This window comes from Micromonospora sp. NPDC005197, assembly GCF_040608295.1.
Taxonomy (GTDB): domain Bacteria; phylum Actinomycetota; class Actinomycetes; order Mycobacteriales; family Micromonosporaceae; genus Micromonospora.
Genome location: NZ_JBEXHY010000011.1, coordinates 26585 through 44754 on the forward strand (window position 1 = coordinate 26585; position 18170 = coordinate 44754).

17 protein-coding genes are annotated in these 18170 nt (G+C 71.3%); 2 read left to right on the forward strand and 15 right to left on the reverse strand.

Going from position 1 to position 18170, the window contains the following annotated elements; translation table 11 throughout:
- Positions 1-48 precede the first annotated feature (48 nt).
- On the reverse strand, positions 49-1833 hold the full coding sequence (locus ABZU46_RS06810; protein WP_354855485.1) for a hypothetical protein: 1785 nt from the start codon (positions 1831-1833) through the stop codon (positions 49-51).
- A 171-nt stretch (positions 1834-2004) separates the two neighbouring features.
- Entirely contained in the window at positions 2005-3471 is a 1467-nt protein-coding gene (locus ABZU46_RS06815) for an endo-1,4-beta-xylanase (RefSeq protein WP_354855486.1), read from the reverse strand.
- Positions 3472-4942: 1471 nt separating this feature from the next.
- Here ABZU46_RS06815 and ABZU46_RS06820 point away from each other — a divergent pair.
- Positions 4943-5224 (forward strand): hypothetical protein, encoded by a 282-nt coding sequence (locus ABZU46_RS06820; protein WP_354855487.1) that lies wholly within the window; start codon positions 4943-4945, stop codon positions 5222-5224.
- A 79-nt stretch (positions 5225-5303) separates the two neighbouring features.
- Here the strand turns inward: ABZU46_RS06820 and ABZU46_RS06825 are convergent, their stop codons facing one another.
- The 10 genes from ABZU46_RS06825 to ABZU46_RS06870 all read right to left on the reverse strand — a co-directional run bounded on the left by ABZU46_RS06825 (position 5304) and on the right by ABZU46_RS06870 (position 15372).
- Positions 5304-5690, reverse strand: coding sequence for an AtzH-like domain-containing protein (locus ABZU46_RS06825; RefSeq protein WP_354855488.1), 387 nt, complete (start codon positions 5688-5690; stop codon positions 5304-5306).
- A gap of 82 nt (positions 5691-5772) precedes the next feature.
- On the reverse strand, positions 5773-7410 hold the full coding sequence (locus tag ABZU46_RS06830) for a regulator (RefSeq protein ID WP_354855489.1): 1638 nt from the start codon (positions 7408-7410) through the stop codon (positions 5773-5775).
- 12 nt (positions 7411-7422) lie between these two features.
- Complete coding sequence (locus ABZU46_RS06835) at positions 7423-8112, reverse strand: cysteine hydrolase (RefSeq protein WP_354855490.1); 690 nt, start codon at positions 8110-8112, stop codon at positions 7423-7425.
- 9 nt (positions 8113-8121) lie between these two features.
- A complete protein-coding gene (locus tag ABZU46_RS06840; RefSeq protein WP_354855491.1) occupies positions 8122-8811 on the reverse strand; it encodes an isochorismatase family cysteine hydrolase in 690 nt (229 codons plus the stop codon).
- 38 nt (positions 8812-8849) lie between these two features.
- Positions 8850-10652, reverse strand: coding sequence for an allophanate hydrolase (atzF, locus tag ABZU46_RS06845; RefSeq protein ID WP_354855492.1), 1803 nt, complete (start codon positions 10650-10652; stop codon positions 8850-8852).
- A gap of 85 nt (positions 10653-10737) precedes the next feature.
- The gene (locus ABZU46_RS06850; protein WP_354855532.1) at positions 10738-11394 is read right to left on the reverse strand and encodes a GntR family transcriptional regulator; all 657 of its coding nucleotides are present in this window, start codon (positions 11392-11394) and stop codon (positions 10738-10740) included.
- A gap of 151 nt (positions 11395-11545) precedes the next feature.
- Positions 11546-12469, reverse strand: coding sequence for a SpoIID/LytB domain-containing protein (locus tag ABZU46_RS06855; protein WP_354855493.1), 924 nt, complete (start codon positions 12467-12469; stop codon positions 11546-11548).
- Positions 12470-12475: 6 nt separating this feature from the next.
- Positions 12476-13360, reverse strand: a complete 885-nt coding sequence (locus tag ABZU46_RS06860; protein ID WP_354855494.1) for a peptidase inhibitor family I36 protein — start codon at positions 13358-13360, stop codon at positions 12476-12478.
- A 32-nt stretch (positions 13361-13392) separates the two neighbouring features.
- Positions 13393-14250, reverse strand: a complete 858-nt coding sequence (locus ABZU46_RS06865; protein ID WP_354855495.1) for a peptidoglycan-binding domain-containing protein — start codon at positions 14248-14250, stop codon at positions 13393-13395.
- 198 nt (positions 14251-14448) lie between these two features.
- Positions 14449-15372 (reverse strand): NBR1-Ig-like domain-containing protein, encoded by a 924-nt coding sequence (locus ABZU46_RS06870; RefSeq protein ID WP_354855496.1) that lies wholly within the window; start codon positions 15370-15372, stop codon positions 14449-14451.
- A 137-nt stretch (positions 15373-15509) separates the two neighbouring features.
- Between ABZU46_RS06870 and ABZU46_RS06875 the strand changes: the two genes are divergently transcribed.
- Positions 15510-15926 (forward strand): hypothetical protein, encoded by a 417-nt coding sequence (locus ABZU46_RS06875; RefSeq protein ID WP_354855497.1) that lies wholly within the window; start codon positions 15510-15512, stop codon positions 15924-15926.
- 87 nt (positions 15927-16013) lie between these two features.
- On the opposite strand, the gene ABZU46_RS06880 is transcribed toward ABZU46_RS06875, so the two are convergent.
- The 3 genes from ABZU46_RS06880 to ABZU46_RS06890 are packed head-to-tail and all read right to left on the reverse strand — an operon-like array spanning position 16014 to position 18162.
- A complete protein-coding gene (locus tag ABZU46_RS06880; protein WP_354855498.1) occupies positions 16014-16592 on the reverse strand; it encodes a dihydrofolate reductase family protein in 579 nt (192 codons plus the stop codon).
- A complete protein-coding gene (locus tag ABZU46_RS06885) occupies positions 16589-17788 on the reverse strand; it encodes an RNA polymerase sigma factor (RefSeq protein ID WP_354855499.1) in 1200 nt (399 codons plus the stop codon). The genes ABZU46_RS06880 and ABZU46_RS06885 overlap by 4 nt, the downstream gene beginning before the upstream one ends.
- Before the next feature lie 20 nt (positions 17789-17808).
- Positions 17809-18162, reverse strand: coding sequence for a YciI family protein (locus ABZU46_RS06890; protein ID WP_354855500.1), 354 nt, complete (start codon positions 18160-18162; stop codon positions 17809-17811).
- Between the last annotated feature and the right edge of the window lie 8 nt (positions 18163-18170).

The window sequence follows — 18170 nt, forward strand, 5'->3', positions numbered from 1 at the left end:
CCGCCCGTACCCGGGCATCCGCCGTCGGCCGGTCCGTCGCCCGCGCGGTCAGAGGTGGTAGACCAGCGTGCCATCAAGATCCTCCCGGGTGATACCCAGCCCGTCGACGGGCCGGGCCGCGATGCCCTCCCACGGCGTCCCCACGGCGCGGCTCGGCACGAACACCACCGACCGCACGCCTATCCCCCGCAGGTACGCCACGCTGCCCGCATCGGGGAACGACGCCACCGCGGTCCGGGTCTGTGCCTGGCTGACCGGCTCGAAGCCGGCCAGACCGTTGGTCACCCGGGGGAACCCGTCGGTCGTCCACAACATGTACGTCAGATCGCCCACGCTGCCGGCCGGCAGCACCAGGATCGGGTCCTGCACCGTCCGCATCGCGGCCGGTGGCTGTGGCACGGTCGGGTGGGGTGTCCGGTTCACGCCCTCCAGGGTGACCATGGTCAACGGCACCAGCAGGACCAGCGGCGTGAGGATCCGCGTCCACTGGCGGGGCGAGGACTCGCGCAGCGATTCGGCCAGCGCCGTCACCGCGCCGGCGGCCAGCACCGCCAGCAGCAGGCTCGTCCAGTGCATCATCCGCCCGGGGGTGCGCAACGCGTCCCAGCCCGGCAGGAGCGTGGACAGTGTCAGGTAGCCCGGGTCGCCGTCACCGCCGAGGGTGGCGCCCAGGCCCAGCAGCACCGTGCCGAGCACGCCGAGCCCCAGCACGACCCGGTGGCGCAGCGGATACACCGAGAGGAACAGCCCCGCCGCGGCCAGCCCGATCAGCATCATCCCCGGCAGCAGCGCCATCTCCGGCGGCCAGGACAACTGTTCGCGTGCGGCGGCGTGCCGCTCGCCCCACAACCACGAGTCCGCCGGCGCGGTGACGAACCCGATCAGCGGAGGCGAGAACATCTTCGTCCAGTCCAGCGTCCGCTCGGCCTGCGGGTTGAGATCGACGACGCGCAGGTAGACCATGCCCAGCAGCAGCGTCACCGCGCCGAACGCACCCCCACCGAGCAGATCCGCGAGCAGCAGCCGCCGGCCGAACGGCGGGCGCTCCCGCCGCCGCCACCAGGACCAGCCGTAGCAACCCGCCGCCACCAGCACCGCGGCCAGCAGGAAGTACACCAGCGGCAGACCGATGCCGAAGCCGAGGCTGATCTGCCAGGCGGCGACCAGCCACCCGGCCAACGCCCAGCCCGGCCGGCGGAGCTCCGGCCGGTACCCGTGGCGCAGCGACCAGCCGTGACCACGGGCCAGCATGGCCAGCGACAGCGCGATTCCCGCGCTGGACAGGATGTTCAGGTGCCCGGAGTGCGCCAACCGCCAGGGCGCGTACGCCCACGCGATCGCGGCGACGGCCCCGCCCCACCGGTTCGCGCCGAGCTGCCGCGCCAGGGCGTACGCCCCGAGGGACGCCAAGGCGTGCAGCAGCACGTACAGCACGTTGTACCGGACCACGGCGGCCTCGAAGCCGGACCCGAGCATCCCGATCGGCGCGTAGCCGAGCAGGGTGTCGCTGTAGGCGTACGTGTACTTCTCGGGGTAGAACGTGTTGGAGTGCCAGAGGTCGGCCGGGTTGCTGAGCAGAGCGTGCCCCGACCAGGCGACCTGCCAGGCCTGCAACAGCGGGTCGCCCAGGTCGCCGGGGATCGTGCTCGCCGGATGCCGCAGCGTCGGCCAGGTCAGCACCGCCGCCAGCAGCAGGCTCGCCAGTACCGCCACGGTCCATTCGGAACGGGCCCAGCGCCATCGACCCCAATCGGCCGGTGGCCGGTCGTCCGAGGTCGGCTCGGGCGTCGCGTTCTCCGTGGTCGGTGGCGGGGTGGCGGACCGGATAATCATGAAATAGATGCTCTCCAATAGTCCTGGGCTTGTCCATCCGCTGTCCGAAGCGTGGATGTGCAGGCACCGGGTTCAACGGTCGCGTACCGCTGGGCGTCGCGGTCAGCGGCGACGGTGGCGCGGACGAGGTGTGTCCGCGCCACCGCGCTGCCGGTTCAGCGGGTCAGGTGGCTACCCGACACGGACCAGTTGCCACTGCTGGTTGTTGCCGCCCCAGTCGGCATACTGCACGATGTTCCCGCCGTCGGCGGTCGACGCGCCCTGCACCTCGACGGCCTTGCCGCTGTTGCGGTTGATCAGGCGCAGGTAGCCGCCGGAGGACTCGGCCAGCCGGAACTGCTGGTTCGTGCCGTTGCCGTCGCTCCACTGCACAATCGCCGCGGAGTCAGCGGTGGAGAAGTTGTAGACGTCCAGCACCTTGCCGGAGTTGCGGGACTTCAGTCGGTAGTAGCCGCCACCGGAGTCCACGAACTGCCACTGCTGCCACGCGCCGTCGTTGCGGGCCCACTGGTCGATCCGCGCGCCGTCGGTGGTCGCCCGTCCGTACACGTCGAGCGCCTTACCGCTGTTGCGGTTGACCAGCACGTACCAGGCGGTGGTGTCCACCCCGGTGCTCGGCGGGGGCGTGGTGGGTGAGGTGCTGCCCCCGTTGAGGGCGTTGAGGACTGAGGTGTACGCCGGCTTCTTGTTGCCCGATCCATCGAACAGCAGCGCGTTGTCGGACCCGCGCCAGGAGTCGCTGTCCCGGACGCCCCAGGTCGTGATGCCGGCGCAGCGGGCGACGGCCAGGCAGGCGCGGGTCACCGAGGCGTAGATGTTGGCCTGGTTGGAGCCGGTCATCACGTCGAGCTCGGTGATCTGCACGTCGACGCCGAGGTCGGCGAAGCGCTGCAGGTTGGCCTGGTAGTCACTGGCCAACGTGGTGCCGAGGTGGGACTGGAAGCCGACGCAGTCGATCGGCACGCCGCGGGACTTGAAGTCGCGCACCATGTTGTAGATCCCTGTGGACTTCGCGTTGATGCCGTCGGTGTTGTAGTCGTTGTAGCAGAGCTTGGCGCCGGGGTCGGCGGCGCGGGCGGCGCGGAACGCCGCCTCGATCCAGTCGTTGCCGGTGCGCTGAAGGTTCGAGTCCCGTCGGCCGCCGCTGCCACCGTCGGCGAACGCCTCGTTCACCACGTCCCAGGCGTAGATCTTGCCCCGGAAGTGGGTGGCGACCTGGGTGACGTGGTTGATGGCGGCGTTGCGCAGCGCGGTGCCGGACATGCCCTGCGCCCAACCCGGCTGCTGGGCGTGCCACAACAGCGCGTGCCCCCGCACGCTCATGCCGTTGGCCTGCGCGTGGCTGACGAGACGATCACCACCGGTGTAGCTGAACTGGCCCTGGGACGGCTCGGTGGCGTCCCACTTCATCTCGTTCTCGGGGGTGACGCTGTTGAACTCGCTGTTGAGGATGCCGACGTACTGGCTGTTGGAGAGCTTGCCCGTCGCGACGGCGGCGCCGAAGTAGCGGCCCTTCTCGGCCGCCGACGCCCGCAACGTCGTTCCGGCGCTGGCCATGGGCGCCAGCGCCACCGTCATACCCGCGGTCAGTGCGACCGCGAGGGTCGCCGTCGCCAGCAGAGCTTTCTTGGGTCTCATGTCGTTCCTTCTCAGTGGTTGCATCGGTGGTGGTGATGTGCCACTTCACTCAGGACGGACTGATCCCGGTGGCGGACGCCGGCGTGAGCCGAGGAATCCGCAACGGTCATCCTGGGCACTGCGCACCGGCGCACGCAGCCTGGCCGGCGCTCGCCGGCAACCACGCGAGTCCTGAGACGACGTCCGCTGCCCGGGGACGCCGTGCTTCGAGGCGCGACCGCGGGACTCGCCCGGTGAGCCACCGACGCCGCCGACCTCTGCATCGAGAGTGAGCGATAACATGCTGTTCGTCAAGACGTAACGAGCCGGCCACATAGCCGCCCGGCCGAATCGGTTCGCGGAGCGTGCATCATTGCCACCTGTCGACGTCCGTACGGGAACGGGTCGACGATCCATGCGGCCTCGACGCTGTGGGCGCACCGGGCAATGGCCTTGTTATCGCTCACAGTCCAGGTCACCTGCCGCGCGTACCGCAGGGGCGCCGGGCGGGAATCCGCGCGCCGCTCGCGCCCGGCGAAGCCGGACCGGCGCGGTGGCCGCGGATCGGCCCGCGACAGGTGTAGCCCGAGTTGCCCGGGGGCAAAAGTCCGCGCATGGATGGGACGGCGTGAGGCGGCCGACGCGGTGTTCGCCGCCGGCGGCGTTCGGCGCGGCGGCGTTCGGCGCGGCAGCGCTGGGGGCGGCAGCCCTCGGCGCTGCCCTGGGCGCCGAGCCCGCACACGCCGCCCCGTTGCCGTCACCGTCGCCGACCACCCGTGCACCGGCGGAAGACGCCACCGCACCGGGGATCGTCGGGGCGCTGCTACACGACGTGGACGAGACGCCGCTGGACGTCGGCCTGCCCCTGCCGACAGCCCTCCCCCGACCCGTGCCCACGGCCCTCCCACGGCCCGTGCCGACAGCCGTCCCCCGGCCCGTGCCGACGGCCGTCCCCCTGCCCCTGCCGACCGTCACCGCTGCGCTGTCGGTCGTACCGTCGACCGCCGCGGCAACCCGACCACCTCGTGCGCGACAGTCGTCCCCGCCGCCGGCCGCGCGCGTTCCGTCGGCGTCGGCCGCGCCGGCCGCACGCACCACCGCGCCACCGTCGCCACCGCCGCCGACCCACGTGACAGCGATGGCGTACCGGGCCAGCCTCCCCCGCATCGTCAACGGCGGCGCGCCGGCTCGAACGCTGGCGACGAGGACCGCGCAACCGCTATCGGCACCGCCCCCTCCCGTCGGGCCCCTCCCGGGGCAACCGGCGCTGGTGCCGGCATTCGTGTCCGCACCCGCCGGCGCCGGCGCCAGTGGGCTCGACCAGAAGGCGTCGGCGACCGGCGGGCCGCCGTCCATCGCACCGCTGCACCGGGGGCGTGCCGTCCTCCCCTTCGACAGCCACGCGGCCGGTCGGCCCGTGGAGCGGGGTCCCCCACCGCCACGGCAGCTCCTGATCTTCCACCCGCGTCCACGACGTTGATCAGGAGAGATCATGGAACTAGCCGTTATCTGGGTACCCGCCGACATCGAGCCGTCGGAGCACGCCATCGCGACGTGTCTGACCCACCTCCGCCAGCATGACTACCGACTGAACGGGATCATGCGGGCCCCGTGGGAGGCCGTCGAACAGAAGATGATCGACGGGGAGGTGGACGTGGTCGTGATCGCCGACCGCGCTCATCTTCCGCCGGACCGGTCGCCCCGGATCGAGGTGGCCGCCCCGGCGTCGAACGCGGACGAGGCCCGACCGGTGCCCGGCACCGACGTCGGCTGAACCGACGAAGCACCCCGTCCATGCCGGACGGGGTGCTTCGTCGAGCCCTCTTTCGAAGCCGACGAGCCGTCGGGTCCATTCAGCCGGGGTCCGCGGCCGGTTCGGAGACGTGGGCGGTGACGATCCGCCAGCCGACGGGCAGGCGTACCCAGGTCTGGGTCTGCCGCCCGGTGGCGGCGGCGCCGGCGTACCCGAAGCGGGTCGTCACGACCGCGAGGTCCGCGCCGAACGTGCTGATCATCGGGTCGACCAGCCGGCGGCCGGCCGGCAGCGGTGGCTGCGCGGCCCGCCACTTGCGCTGCTCGTCCAACCCGTACTGGTGGTCGGCGAGGCCGAACCGCACGGTCCGGTCGGAGTCCCAGAAGTACCCGCAGATCCCCTCGGCGTCGCCGTCGACCAGCGCCCGCTCGTAGCCGGCGAAGGCCGCCGCCACCTCGGCGACCACGTCCGTCCGATCGATCTCCACGCGGTACGTCCTCTCGATCCGTCGGGTCGGCACCTGGCCGGCCCGGTGGGAAAGCGTCGGCATCTCCTCCGGGACCGCCGGCTCAGCCGCTCAGGGCCGACGTCTTCTGCTCGTCTTCAGCTCGATCGGTGGCGGGGCTGGTGGACGCGGCCGGATTGGGCGGCCGGTCCAGCTCGGCCTCCTCCGGGTCGGGATCGCGCGGTGTGGGCCGACCGAGCGCGACGATCACGCAGATCGCCGCGACGAAGAGGTAGCCGAGCGCCACCTGTCCGTTGGCGTTCCACTCGATCCGTTCGCCGTGGATCAGCCCGATGAACGAGAGCACCGCGCCGGTGCCGGCGAAGATCGCCGCCCGGACGAACCGCTTGTCGATGATGAAGACCACCACCGCGCCGAGCACCAGGCCGGCGAGGATGGCTCCCCGGCCGAGCACCAGCAGCCCGTCGTACACCACGCCGGCGCCGTTGAGCGCGTCGTCGCCGACCGCGGCGGCGCTGGTGCCGGCCGCCGCCAACGCGTTGTCGATCTGCCCGGTCGCCCAGGCCGCGATGTTGGGGATCAGCGCGGCGACCACGGCTGCGGCGTGCGCCCGTGGGGTCGCCTGGAACGCCTGCGCCCCGATCAGCAGACCGATGTAGAGCAGGATCGGCACGATGGCCGCCGTCGGGAAGATCGCCGCGAGCAGCCCGAACATGCCGAGGAAGCAGAGCACCGCGATCACCACGCCGGTCGCCATCGAGTAGCCGCTGCGTCCACCCGCCGCCTTCCAGCCCGGGTGGCCGACGTAGACGGCGGGCGGGAACGGCGACCCGAGCGCCGCACCGATCACCGCGCCCGCGCCGTCGGCCAGCAGCACACTGCGCAGGTTGTAGTTGTCCCCGGCGGTCGCCGCGCTCTCCACGTTGGTCATGCCCTCGGTGAAGTTGTAGACGCCGAGCGGAATCGCCGTCGCCAGCAACGGCGCCATGTCGGCCAGCCCGGTGACCAGCAGGTCCAGCTTGAGCGAGGGTACGGCGACCGCGATGTCCCGCGCGGCCGCCGTGACGTCGGGCACCGACATCGCCCCGCCGGCCCAGCCGATCGCGGTGCCCACGAGCAGCGCCGCGAGCCCGATCGGGAAGTTGAACGGCAGCTTCACGTCGGTGAGCAGACCGATCAGCAGCAACGCGAAGACCGGCAGGGCGACCCAGGCCATGCGCCACATCTGCCCAGCCGGGTTCATCGAGATGAAGGTGATCGAGATCCCCGCGAGGGTGCCGAGCAGCGCGGCCCGGGGCGCGTACCGGCGGATGTAGGGCCCGACGAACGCGCCGATCAGCACGATCACGCCGATGATGAAGGCCCACGCCAGCCCGGCCTCCCAGGCCCGCACCGGATCCTGGGTGCGCAGGTAGATCGGGAGCATGATGACGAAGATGACGATGAACATGTGCGGCACGCTCGGCCCGTACGGCAGAGCCGTCACGTCGCTGCGGTTCTCCCGCCGGGCCAGCCGGCGGGCCAGGTAGGTGTAGTAGACGTTGCCCGCGACCAGGGCGATGCCGAGCGCCGGCAGGATGGTGCCGAACACCTCCCCCTCGGGAAGGTTCACCACGGCGATGCAGAGCCCGGTCAGAGTGAGCACGTTGACCAGGACGTTGACGCCGAAACCGAAGAACGCGTTGGTGTCGCCGCGCACCCAGTACGGGAGCGGGACGACTGTGGGCTTCGTGGGGACCATGGCTGCTCCCGGTCAGGAAGAGGGCTGCAACGCGGACGTGGTGGGCAGCGCGGCGCGTACCTGCGCCGAGTCGGCGACCCACCCGAAGATCCCGCCCTGGGCGGCGATCATGTCGAGCCCGACCCGCTGGAACTCGGGGAAGTAGGACCCGACACAGTCGGCGAGCACGAGGCACTCGTACCCGCGGTCGTTGGCCTCCCGGACGCTGGTGTGCACGCACACCTCGGTGGTGACCCCGGTGACCAGGAGGCTGCGGATGCCCCGCTCGGCGAGCAGGGCGTCCAGATCGGTGGCGTGGAAGGCGCCCTTGCCGGGCTTGTCGATGACCGGCTCGCCGGGCAGCGGCGCCACCTCGTCGATGATGTCGTGGCCGTACTCGCCGCGGATCAGGATCCGGCCCTTGGGGCCGGGGTCACCGATCCGCTTGCTCGGCGCGCCCCGGTGGAGCTTGGCGGGCGGGCAGTCGGACAGGTCGGGCAGGTGCCCCTCGCGGGTGTGCACGACGGTCAGGCCGACGGCGCGGGCGTCGGCCAGCAGCGCCGCGAGCGGCGCGATCGTCGTGCGTAACTGGCTGACGTCGTTGCCCAGGCTCGCACCGAAGCCGCCGGGCTCCAGGAAGTCGCGCTGCATGTCGATGACGAGCAGCGCGGTGCTCGGGAGGTCGAAGGAGTACGGGCCGGGTCGTGCGGCGATGGTCAACATGGGCGCACCTCACTTCGCCGTGGCGGCGATGACGTCCTCGGATGTGGTGACGCAGCCGAAGACGCCGCCCTGCATGGTCACCATGTGCAGCGCGGCGTCGTGGTTGGCCTTGTCGGTGGCGCCGGTGCAGTCGGAGAGGATCAGGCACTCGTAACCCCGGTCGTTCGCCTCGCGCATGGTGGTGTGCACGCAGACGTCGGTGGTGATGCCGGTGAGGATCAGGTGGGTGATGCCCCGGGTGCGGAGCACCAGGTCGAGGTTGGTGGCGTAGAAGGCGCCCTTGCCCGGCTTGTCGATGATCACCTCGCCGGCCACCGGGGCGACCTCGGGCACGATCTCCCAGCCGGGCTCGCCCCGGACCAGGATCCGGCCGGCCGGGCCGGCCGCCCCGATCTCGGCGCCGATGCGCGCCGAGCGCCACCGCTTGTTCGCCGGCAGGTCGGACAGTTGCGGGTCGTGCCCCTCCCGGGTGTGCACGACGAGCATCCCGAGCGATCGGGCGTGCTCCAGCAGCCGGGCGGTGGCCGGCAGGCCGGCCCGGGTGAGGCCGATGTCGTAACCCATCGCGTCGACGTAGCCGCCCGGCCCGCAGAAGTCGGTCTGCCAGTCGATGCAGAGCAGTGCGGTACGCGCGGTGTCGGCCGCGCCGTCGTACGGCCACGGGTAGGGGTTGGCCGGTACCGGCCCGATGCTGCCCATCCTCTCGCCTCCTGTCGTGATCGCTGGTGCCGCCCGCGTCAGCGCCGGACGGCGGAACGGCGGTAGGCCCGCCACCCACCGCTGGCGCTGATGTCCTCGGCCGGCGGGCCCGCGGCATACGCTTCGCAGAGGAAACCGAGCACGTCCCGCCCGTCGTGCAGGCGGACCCACCCGAGCGAGAGGGGTGCGGGCACGCCGGTCAGCAGCCCACCGACCGCGGCGCTGGGCAACCGCCACAGCTCGACCTCGATGGGATGGCCCGACGGCCCGTCCGGGGCGATCCGGACCAGACCGGGCAGTCCCTCGCCGTCGGGCGTGTCCATGCGGTAGAGCCGGTAGAGCGGCGCGGTGCGGGCGGTGCCGGCGAGGACCGCGCCGTGCCCGAGCAGCTCGCCGTTGCGGGACTCGCCGGCCAGGTGCCGGCCGACCACGGCGATCAGCACGTCCGCCGGGCGCTGCGCCGGCGGTGAGCTGGCCTCGACCGCCCCGGTCGGTGGACCGCCCTCGGTGAGGGTGGCGGCCAGCCGGGCCAGTGTGGTGTCGCTGAACGCCGGGCCGAGCAGGGTCAGGCTCGCCGGCCGGCCGACGGCGGTGAACCCGTTGGGTACGGTCACGGCGGCCAGGTCGAGCAGGTTGGCGAACTGGGTGTAGCGGCCGAGCATGGCGTTGCGCCCGATCGGGTCCTCGGCGATCTCGTCGAGCGTGAACGTGGTGCCGACGGTGGGCACGACCAGCACGTCGACGTCCTGCCAGAGCTGGTCGACCTGCGCGCGCAGCTCGCGCAGCCGGTGCTGGCCCCGGAAGGCGTCGATCGCGTCGTAGCGCCACCCGGTCTCCAGCACGGCCCGGGTGACCGCGAGGACCGACTCCGGGTGCGACCGCAGGAAACCGCCCAGCGCGACGAGCCGCTCGGCCACCCAGGGCCCCTGGTAGAGCAGGTCCCCCGCCGCGAAGAAGGGGCCGAGCGGCACCGACCGCGGGGACCCGACGAGGGTACGCAGCAGTTGCACGCCGGCGGCGAACCGGGCCTCCTGCCCGGTGTCGCCGAAGAATTCGAGGTCTTCTGCCCGCGGCACCCCGAGGCGTAGGGTCCCCGGCATGCGGGGAACCACCCGCTCGGCCGGCAACGGACGTCCCCACGGGTCGGCCGAGGTGACGGCACGGGCCGCGTGCAGCACGTCGAGGGCGCCGGCCACGTCAGGGGCGAAGACCGACACGCAGTCCAGCGAACGGCAGGCCGGCACCACGCCGGCCGTGCTGAGCAGACCCCGGGTGGGCTTGAGGCCGACGATCCCGTTGAGCGCCGCGGGCACCCGGCCGGAGCCGGCGGTGTCCGTACCCAGGGCGAAGCTGACCTGGCCCGCGGCGACCGCGACCGCGGAGCCGGAGCTGGAGCCGCCGGAGATGAGGCCGCCGCCGAAGACGCTCTGGCAACTGCCGTACGGCGAGCGGGCCCCCGTGAGGCCGGTGGCGAACTGGTCCAGGTTGGTCTTGCCGACGAGCAGCGCGCCGCCGTCGAGCAGTCGGCGCACCACCGGAGCGTCCTCGGCGGCCAGGTATCCGAAGTCGGGGCAGCCGGCCGTGGTGACCATGCCGGCGACGTCGATGTTGTCCTTGACCGCGAACGGGATCCCGTACAGCGGCAGTGCCGGATCACCGTGGCGGGTCAGCGACTCGGCCCGTTCGCGCAGGCGGTCGGCCGGGACGGTGCTGATCCAGACCGGCTCGCCGTCGCGCCCGGCCAGGCCGTCCAGGATGCGCTCGGCCTGGTCGACGGGGGTCCGGCCACCCTCGCGGTACGCCGTCCGAAGCTCCGAGATGGACTCCACTCGTTCTGGCATACTGTCGATTGTCGACCGTTCTGTTACAGCGAATCACGCGCTCTGTAACGAGGACATGACGGCACGCGTACCCCGGCCGGGGGGCCTAGTCGAGGTACGAACGCGCCCCGTGCGCGGACAGCACGGCGAGAACCTCCTCGGGGTCTCCCCCGACGACCGCCTCGAACAGCCGCTCGTGCCGGTGGACCCCGTCCAGCGGCTGCGCCACCTCCGCCTCGCGGCGCAGGTTGATCGCCATGTAGAGCTGCAACTTCACCAGGATCGAGCCGTACACGGCGGAGAGTTGACGGTTGCCGGCGAGCGCCACCAGCGCGACGTGGAACGCCCGGTGCGACTCCGCGACCGTCATCCGGTCGCCGGCCCCGGTCGCCTCCCGCATCTGGTCCAGCGTCGCCCGCAACCCCGCCAGGTCGCTCTCCCGGCCGACCGGGATCCCCGCTCGCACCGAGAATCGTTCCAGCACGTCCCGCAGCTCGTACAGCTCCCGCACGTCGCGGTCGGACAGGGTGGCCACCCGGACTCCGCGCCGGGGCACGTGCTCGACCAGGCCCTGCTGGGCCAGCAACCGCAGCGCCTCCCGCAGCGGAGCCCGGCTGATCCCCAGCCGGCGGGTCAACTGCTCCTCGACGAGGCGTTCACCCGGGTCGCTCTTGCCGCTGAGGATCTCCCGGGTCAGCCGGGAGACGGCGAGGTCCACCAGACTGACGCTCTCCAGCTCGCCGTCCACCGTCGATGCGGCCATGTCGTTCACGCCGACGAGTCTGCCACCCGTCGCCGTACGACCGGCGCGGACGCGTCCTGTCGGCCCGGCGGCCGACCCGGCCGCGCCGGGCTCCCCACGCGCGTGCCGCCCGCCGCGGAGGTGCGGCGGGCGGCACGGTTGACGCGTGACGTCAGGAGATGACCACGTCGCGGTAGTAGTAGCCCAGGATCGCCTGGTAGCTGCTGCCCGAGTTGGCGAGGTCACGCGAGCCGTACTGCGACAGCCAGTCCCCGTCCACCCAGCCACCGCACGCGGTGGTGGTCGCGCAGTAGTGCGCCCGCAGGATGTTGCCGCTCCGGGTCATCCGGGTCGACCAGGTCCGGTCCACCGCCGCCGACGTCGACGTCTGCGCCGACGACGGCCGGTAGACCTGGTCGCCGGTGTCGTCCCGAACGTCGTAGCACTGGCCGCCGGACGTCTTCCGGGTCGAGTGCAGCGCCCAGTACCACCCGTAGCTCTTGACGGCCATCGCACCGGCGTCCAGCGAGGCGGCCGGCCAGCTCGTCACCCACTCGTTCGGGAGGACGTTCTTGACGTACGTCTTGAAGTCGACCCGATCGACTCGTCCGAGACTGACCCGGTAGACGAGGATGGTGCTCGGCAGCTTGCTGTTGGTGCCGTCGGTGCTACAGCCCGTCGGTCCGCTCAACAGCTCGTGCGAGGCGTTGTTGTTCTTCAGCGTGGCGTTGAGGTTGCCCTTCGCCCCGGATGCGAAGTCCTGGGTGGCGCCGGCGAAGTTGCTGTTGAAGTAGACCCGCACGGTCTTGCCGGTCCGGTTCCACACCGACGCCGCGTTGTTCTTCACGCACAGGCCCTTGCCGGAACCCGCGCCCTTGAAGTCGTAGCAGGTCGGCTGGGTCGTGCCGTAGTCGTCCAGCGAGTCGGTGAAGTCGGAGACCGAGCCGGCCTGGTTGCTGTTGTAGTAGTAGCAGAACTCGCCGCTGTCGCAGGTTCCGTCCCGTTCGGCCGCCGCTGCCGGCGAGGCGACACTCAGGATGGAGGTGGACATGGCGAGGACGGCGCCGACGACGGCGAGGCCCTTGCGGATATTCATGGCGTCCTACCTCTCGTTGTAGCCCTGGGAGTTCCAGAACGCGGTCGGGTCGGCGTTGTCCAGGGTGGGGTCGCCGACGCTGACGGCCGCGTGGGTCTGCCGGCCGGCCCGGACCTCGACGTGGGTGTGCGCGCCCGAACTGGAGGACACTCCGTGCCACGACTCATCGGCGATGATCTCGCCCTTGCTGATGGCGTCGCCCACGCTCACCCCGGACCTGGGCGCGGTGTGCAGGTAGATCACCGTCTTGTTGAGCGAGGAGTTGTAGACGGAGATCGTGGACAGGCCGCCGCTGCCGGTGCTGCCCTGCGCGACGTAGATGACCGTTCCGGAGACCAGGGCGCGTACGTCCGAGCCGACGCTGCGGGCGATGTCGATGCCCTCGTGCCGGCCGGGCGTGGTGGTGTAACCGTCGAAGCCGCACGTGACCGTGCCGCCGCTGGCCTGGTACAGGGCGTACGACAGGTTCGTGCGCGTCGACGGCGAGAACTGGTGCGAGGCGTTGTTGTTCTTCAGCGTGGCGTTGAGGTTGCCCTTCGCGCCGGCCGCGAAGTCCTGGTAAGAACCGGCGTAGCCGCTGTTGTAGTAGACGCGGACGGTCTTGGTGCTGCGGTTCCAGACCGAGGCGGCCTCGTTCTTGATGCACAGGCCCTTGCCAGCGCCAGCGCCCTTGAAGTCGTAGCACGAGGGCTGCTCGGTGCCGTAGTCGTCGAGCGAACCGGTGAAGTCCGAGATCGATCCCGCGTTGTCGCTGTTGTAGTAGTAGCAGAACTCGCCGCTGTCGCAGACCCCGTCTCGGGCCGCCGCCGACGCGGGCGATGCGACGCTGAGGATCGAGGTGGTCGCGGCCAGCGCGACGCCGACGGCGGCGAGGCTCTTACGGATGTTCATGGTGTCCTTTCAAAACGGTGAGGGGGTGCGGGTCACTGCCCGCGCTGGTACTGCTCCCAGGTCCTGATCGGGATCTGGGGGCCGTCGTCCGGTCCCTGGTTGGCCAGGCCGTTCATGCCGAGGTAGTAGTCGCCGACCTGGTGCTGCGCCTGACTGGACAGGTCCGTGTCGTTGATCGCCGTGGCGTGGATGTGCCATGGCCAGTCGCCCTGGTTCGGGTTGCGGACCCAGGCGGCGAAGCCGACCTGGCGCAGGGCCCGGGCGACGGCGGTGCGCCGGGCCGCGGTCATGCCGGTGACCGCGATGTCCACCACACCCCCGCCGTCATGCGTACCGGCCGAGGTGGGGTCGCCCCCGGGGTTGTACGAGCCCTGGTCGAGCACCAGGGTGTAACCGAGCAGACGCTGAGCCTCGGCCAGCATCGCCTGGGTACGGGCGTTGACGACGTACCCGTCGCGCGGGACCTTCGCGCCCGGACCGATCGTGTTGCCGACGGTGTAGCGGTTCAGCCCGAGCTTCGTCAGCGACGTCGTGCCGGGCAGCCCGTTCGCGGCCAGCCCGGTGTAGCCGAGTGAGCGTTGGTACGCCGCGTACGCCGAGACGGTCACCGTGCCGAAGTAGCCGTCGACCCACTGCGCGTTCAGCAGGCCCTGCGCCTGCAACGCCTGCTCCACGGCGAGCACGGAGTTCTTCGCACCCGGAGTCAGTGTGTTGTCGGCCCGGCGGGGGTCGATCTGGGCGGCCAGGACGGTGGCCTCCATGTCCACGACCGGCCGCGCGGCCGTGGCGGCGGTCGGCTGCGCTGTGGCGCCGGATGCCGCCGCGTGGGCCGGGACGCCGACGGCCACGCAGAGCGCGGCGAGCCCGACGGTTAACCAGGGACGGCGCAAGATGGGTCCTCCTCGTAGCTGGTGAGTCGTTCTCGGTGCGACATCACCCTGCGAGAAGTGCCCCGCTGTTCGGTACCCCGTTGTCCTGTCAGATCCGTCAGACCGTCACCGACCTCGATGAATGCGGTGTTGTCAGCTTGGGTCGAGCCCGCGCCTGACATCGAGCGTGCGCATCCGGGCGCCGCTCGGGGCGATTCGTCAGGCGGTCACGGTGACCATGAAGTACACCGGCCGCCGGGTGGGGAAGTACTCCCGCCCGGTCTCGTCGACCATCTTCCAACTGACCCAGCACCTGCCGGGGCGGCTCGGCGCGGTGACCCGAACACGGATCATCACCTGCTCGCCGGGCGGCGTGTCACCGATCGGCACCCGATTCGGTGTCTGGCAACCGTCACCGTCGGCGGTGGGCTCCGTACGCGCCAGGTACCGGTGGTGCCAGTCGACCCCTCCCACGTTCGCGAGAGCCCACACCTTGTCGAACTGGGTGTTCACCTTCACCTGGGTGCCGTCGGGGATGGTGACGTCGGCGACGAACCTGCTCGAGTCCCCGGGAATCAGCGAGTCCGAGAACGCCGTCGTGGACGGCGACGCCACCGACGACGGTGACGCGGTCGGGGTGCCGGAGCCGTCGGGGCCCGACCGGCCACGAACGATCAGGCCCAGGACGGCGGCCACCGCCACCACCAGCACCACCGCGGCGGCGTTGAGCCACGGCAGGCGACGCCGCCGCGTACTCGCGACGCCATCCGCGGCCCGCGGATACTCCACGACCTGCAACGCGCCCTGCTCCGTCGGCGCGGACGCGGCGACGACCGGCGCGAGGTCACCGTCCCCGCTGGGCTGGGCCATCCCCGGGCGCTGCGCGTCCTCCCATCGGCGCCGCCACTGGGCCTCGTCCGCCTCGCAGGCTCGGACGAACTCCCGCGTGGTCTCCCACGAGGGAAACCTGGTCCCGGCGGCGGCCTCGTGCAGGGTCGTGTGCGAGATCCGACCCGACCGCCCCGCCATCTTGCGGAACGACGGGTCTCCCGCGGCGCTGCGCAGTGTCCGCAACTGCTCGGCGAACCTCTCGGCGGCCCGTCCGTCCTGACTCGACTCCGCGGCGGCACGCTGGTCCTTCATCAGTCCCCCATGTCAGACGACTCCGTCAGACGTTGTCAAGGCGTGTCAGAGGCTACCGAACGGGCCACGGTGACCATCAATGTGGTGCATCGACGACACGGGGATCGACGGTCCCGGTGCATTGAAGGAGGTCATCGATGAAGAGCCTTTCCCGACGCGGCGTACGCATCCTCGCGGCCGCTGGGCTGGCTGCGCCCGCGACGTTGGCGTTCGCCGGCCCCGCCCACGCCGAGACGAACCCGCGCTGCGCGAGCTCGGTGCAGATCGGCGCGACGGCGTACGTCACCGTCGGCGGGCAGACCGCCGCCTCGGTCAAGCAGTACAAGGGCTGCGGCAAGAACTACGCCTACACGTACGTGTGGCAGCAGTACCGGGCCAGCCACGGCTTCTACCAGGTCTGCACCTCGATCGTCACCGGAAGCACGCTTCGCGACCTGCAGTGCTCGAGCGGCCCGGACGTCTGGTCGCTGGGCGCCAACACGCTGACGGTGTGCACCCGGGCCCTCGGTGGGATCTCCGACGTGGCGCAGAAGGAGACCGAGGTGCGCTGCTGACCGGCACGGGTGGGCGTCCGGTGCCGCCGCCGGGGATCACAAGGCACGGCCGGCGGCACCGCGCCACCGTCGGGTGGCAGGGACGACTCAGCTGTGCAGGGTGGGTCGGTAGATGAGTTCCTGGGAGCGGCAGTCCAGCGTCCGGCTCTCGATCAGCTCCAGGTCGTAGTCGGCCATCCCGTGGAAGATCGGCTCCGTTCCGGTCTGACCGGTGAGCACCGGAAAGAGCGTCACCTGAACGAAGTCGACCAGACCGGCGGCCAGCAGTGCCCGGTTCATCGAGAGGCTGCCGTGTGACCGCAACGGCACCTCGGACTCCTCCTTGAGCCGGGCGACGACGTCGACGGCGTCACCGCGCACGATGGTCCCGTCCGGCCAGTCGAGGGGGCCCTGCACCGTGTTCGACACGATCGTCGCCGGAAGGTTGACCATGCGGGTGACCCACGCGTCCCGGACCTCGGACTCCTCGGTGCTGTCGGCCAGCATTCCCACGAACACCCGGTAGGTGCCGCCGCCGAAGACCATGCGCTGGTCCTCGCCGTACGTGGCGAGTCGGCGCTCCAGCAGCTCCGGGCCCTGCTTACCCCAGTAGCCGCCCCAGTTGCCAGTGCTGGCGCCGAAGCCGTCGAGGCTGGCGAAGACGTCGAAGGTGTAGGTGGCGGTCACGATGGTCTCCTCGGGTGGGTGAGTTCGGTACGACGCGTCCGCAGGAAGGCACGCTCGGTCTCGTTGCTGGTCAGCGCGATGGCCTGGTCGTAGGCGGCGCGGGCCTCGGAGTCGCGTCCGAGCCGGGCCAGCAGCTCGGCCCGGGTGGCGGGCAGCCGGTGGTAGCCCGGGAGGTCGACGTCCGCCAACGCGGCGAGGGCCGCCGCCGGCCCGTGCACCTCGGCGACCGCGACGGCACGGTTGAGCGCGACGACGGGAGTCGGCGCGAGCGAGAAGAGCTGGTCGTACAGCGCCAGAACCTGCGGCCAGTCGGTGGCCGCGCCATCGGTGTGCACCGCGCCGATCGCGGCCTGGATCTGGTACGGGCCGGGCCGGTTACGCCGCAGGCAGCGCCGGACCAGATCGTGGCCCTCGGCGATGAGTGCCCGGCTCCACAGTGACCGGTCCTGGTCGGCGAGGAGCACCAATTCGCCGGTCGGGCCGAGCCGGGCCGGCCGGCGCGCCTCGGTCAGCAGCAGCAGAGCGAGCAGGCCCAGGACCTCGGGTTCGTCGGGCATCAACGCGGCCAGCTCGCGGGCGAGCCGGATCGCCTCGGCGCACAGGTCCGTTCTGATCAGTGGCCCGGCGGTGGAGGCGTAGCCCTCGTTGAACATCAGGTAGAGCACGGTGAGCACGGGCGGCAGCCGGTCCGGCAGCTCGTGTTCAGCGGGTACCCGGTACGGGATGCGGGCATCCCGGATCTTCTTCTTCGCGCGCACGATCCGCTGCGCGATTGTCGTTTCCTGAACCAGGTAGGCCCGGGCGATCTCCGGTACCTCGAGACCGCCGAGCAGGCGGAGCGTGAGGGCCGTCCGCGCGTCCGGGGCGAGCGCCGGGTGACAGCAGATGAAGATGAGTCGTAGCTGGTCGTCCTTCACCGGTCCCACCTCCTGGGGCTCGTCCTGTTGGTGCAGCAGCAGGGCCTGGGCGTGCCGGGCCTCGCGGGTCGACTCCCGGCGGAGCCGATCGATGGCCCGGTTGCGTGCGGTCGTCACGATCCAGGCGCCGGGGTTGGGTGGCAGGGTCTGCCACTTCTGCAGCGCCGTGGTGAAGGCGTCCTGGACCGCCTCCTCGGCGAGGTTGATGTCACCGAGGAGGCGGGCCAGGGTGGCGACGCAGCGGCCGTACTCCGCGCGGTAGACGCTCGCCAGGTCCATGTCGGGCGACGGCTGCCCGCTCAGGCTTGGGACAGATCGTCGAACGGGCGCACCTCGACCGCGCCGCAGGCCGCCGCGCACCTCTCGGCCCAGGCCAATGCCTGGTCCAGGTCCGCGCACTTGATCACCCAGAATCCGACGATGTGTTCCTTCGTCTCGGCGAACGGCCCGTCGCTCATGGAGGTGGCGCCGTTCTCGACCCGGACGACTGTGGCGCTGTCGGGTGACGTGAGCCCCCCGGCGAAGACCCAGGCGCCCGCGGCCTGCATGTCGTCGTTGATCCGCCCGGTCTCCCGGAACATGATCTCCATCTCCTCGTCCGACGGCGTCGGCGCGCCCTCGACGAAGTGCACGGACAGCAGGTACTGCTTCATGATGATCC

What these genes read in the sequence shown, in the direction of transcription:
- atzF (WP_354855492.1), bottom strand. Translation starts at nt 10,652, where the DNA reads ATGCCAGAACGAGTGGAGTCCATCTCGGAGCTTCGGACGGCGTACCGC.
- ABZU46_RS06830 (WP_354855489.1), bottom strand. Translation starts at nt 7,410, where the DNA reads ATGGTCCCCACGAAGCCCACAGTCGTCCCGCTCCCGTACTGGGTGCGC.
- ABZU46_RS06885 (WP_354855499.1), bottom strand. Translation starts at nt 17,788, where the DNA reads ATGGACCTGGCGAGCGTCTACCGCGCGGAGTACGGCCGCTGCGTCGCC.
- ABZU46_RS06890 (WP_354855500.1), bottom strand. Translation starts at nt 18,162, where the DNA reads ATGAAGCAGTACCTGCTGTCCGTGCACTTCGTCGAGGGCGCGCCGACG.
- ABZU46_RS06820 (WP_354855487.1), top strand. Translation starts at nt 4,943, where the DNA reads ATGGAACTAGCCGTTATCTGGGTACCCGCCGACATCGAGCCGTCGGAG.
- ABZU46_RS06870 (WP_354855496.1), bottom strand. Translation starts at nt 15,372, where the DNA reads ATGAAGGACCAGCGTGCCGCCGCGGAGTCGAGTCAGGACGGACGGGCC.
- ABZU46_RS06810 (WP_354855485.1), bottom strand. Translation starts at nt 1,833, where the DNA reads ATGATTATCCGGTCCGCCACCCCGCCACCGACCACGGAGAACGCGACG.
- ABZU46_RS06835 (WP_354855490.1), bottom strand. Translation starts at nt 8,112, where the DNA reads ATGTTGACCATCGCCGCACGACCCGGCCCGTACTCCTTCGACCTCCCG.
- ABZU46_RS06875 (WP_354855497.1), top strand. Translation starts at nt 15,510, where the DNA reads ATGAAGAGCCTTTCCCGACGCGGCGTACGCATCCTCGCGGCCGCTGGG.
- ABZU46_RS06860 (WP_354855494.1), bottom strand. Translation starts at nt 13,360, where the DNA reads ATGAACATCCGTAAGAGCCTCGCCGCCGTCGGCGTCGCGCTGGCCGCG.
- ABZU46_RS06855 (WP_354855493.1), bottom strand. Translation starts at nt 12,469, where the DNA reads ATGAATATCCGCAAGGGCCTCGCCGTCGTCGGCGCCGTCCTCGCCATG.
- ABZU46_RS06850 (WP_354855532.1), bottom strand. Translation starts at nt 11,394, where the DNA reads ATGGCCGCATCGACGGTGGACGGCGAGCTGGAGAGCGTCAGTCTGGTG.
- ABZU46_RS06840 (WP_354855491.1), bottom strand. Translation starts at nt 8,811, where the DNA reads ATGGGCAGCATCGGGCCGGTACCGGCCAACCCCTACCCGTGGCCGTAC.
- ABZU46_RS06815 (WP_354855486.1), bottom strand. Translation starts at nt 3,471, where the DNA reads ATGAGACCCAAGAAAGCTCTGCTGGCGACGGCGACCCTCGCGGTCGCA.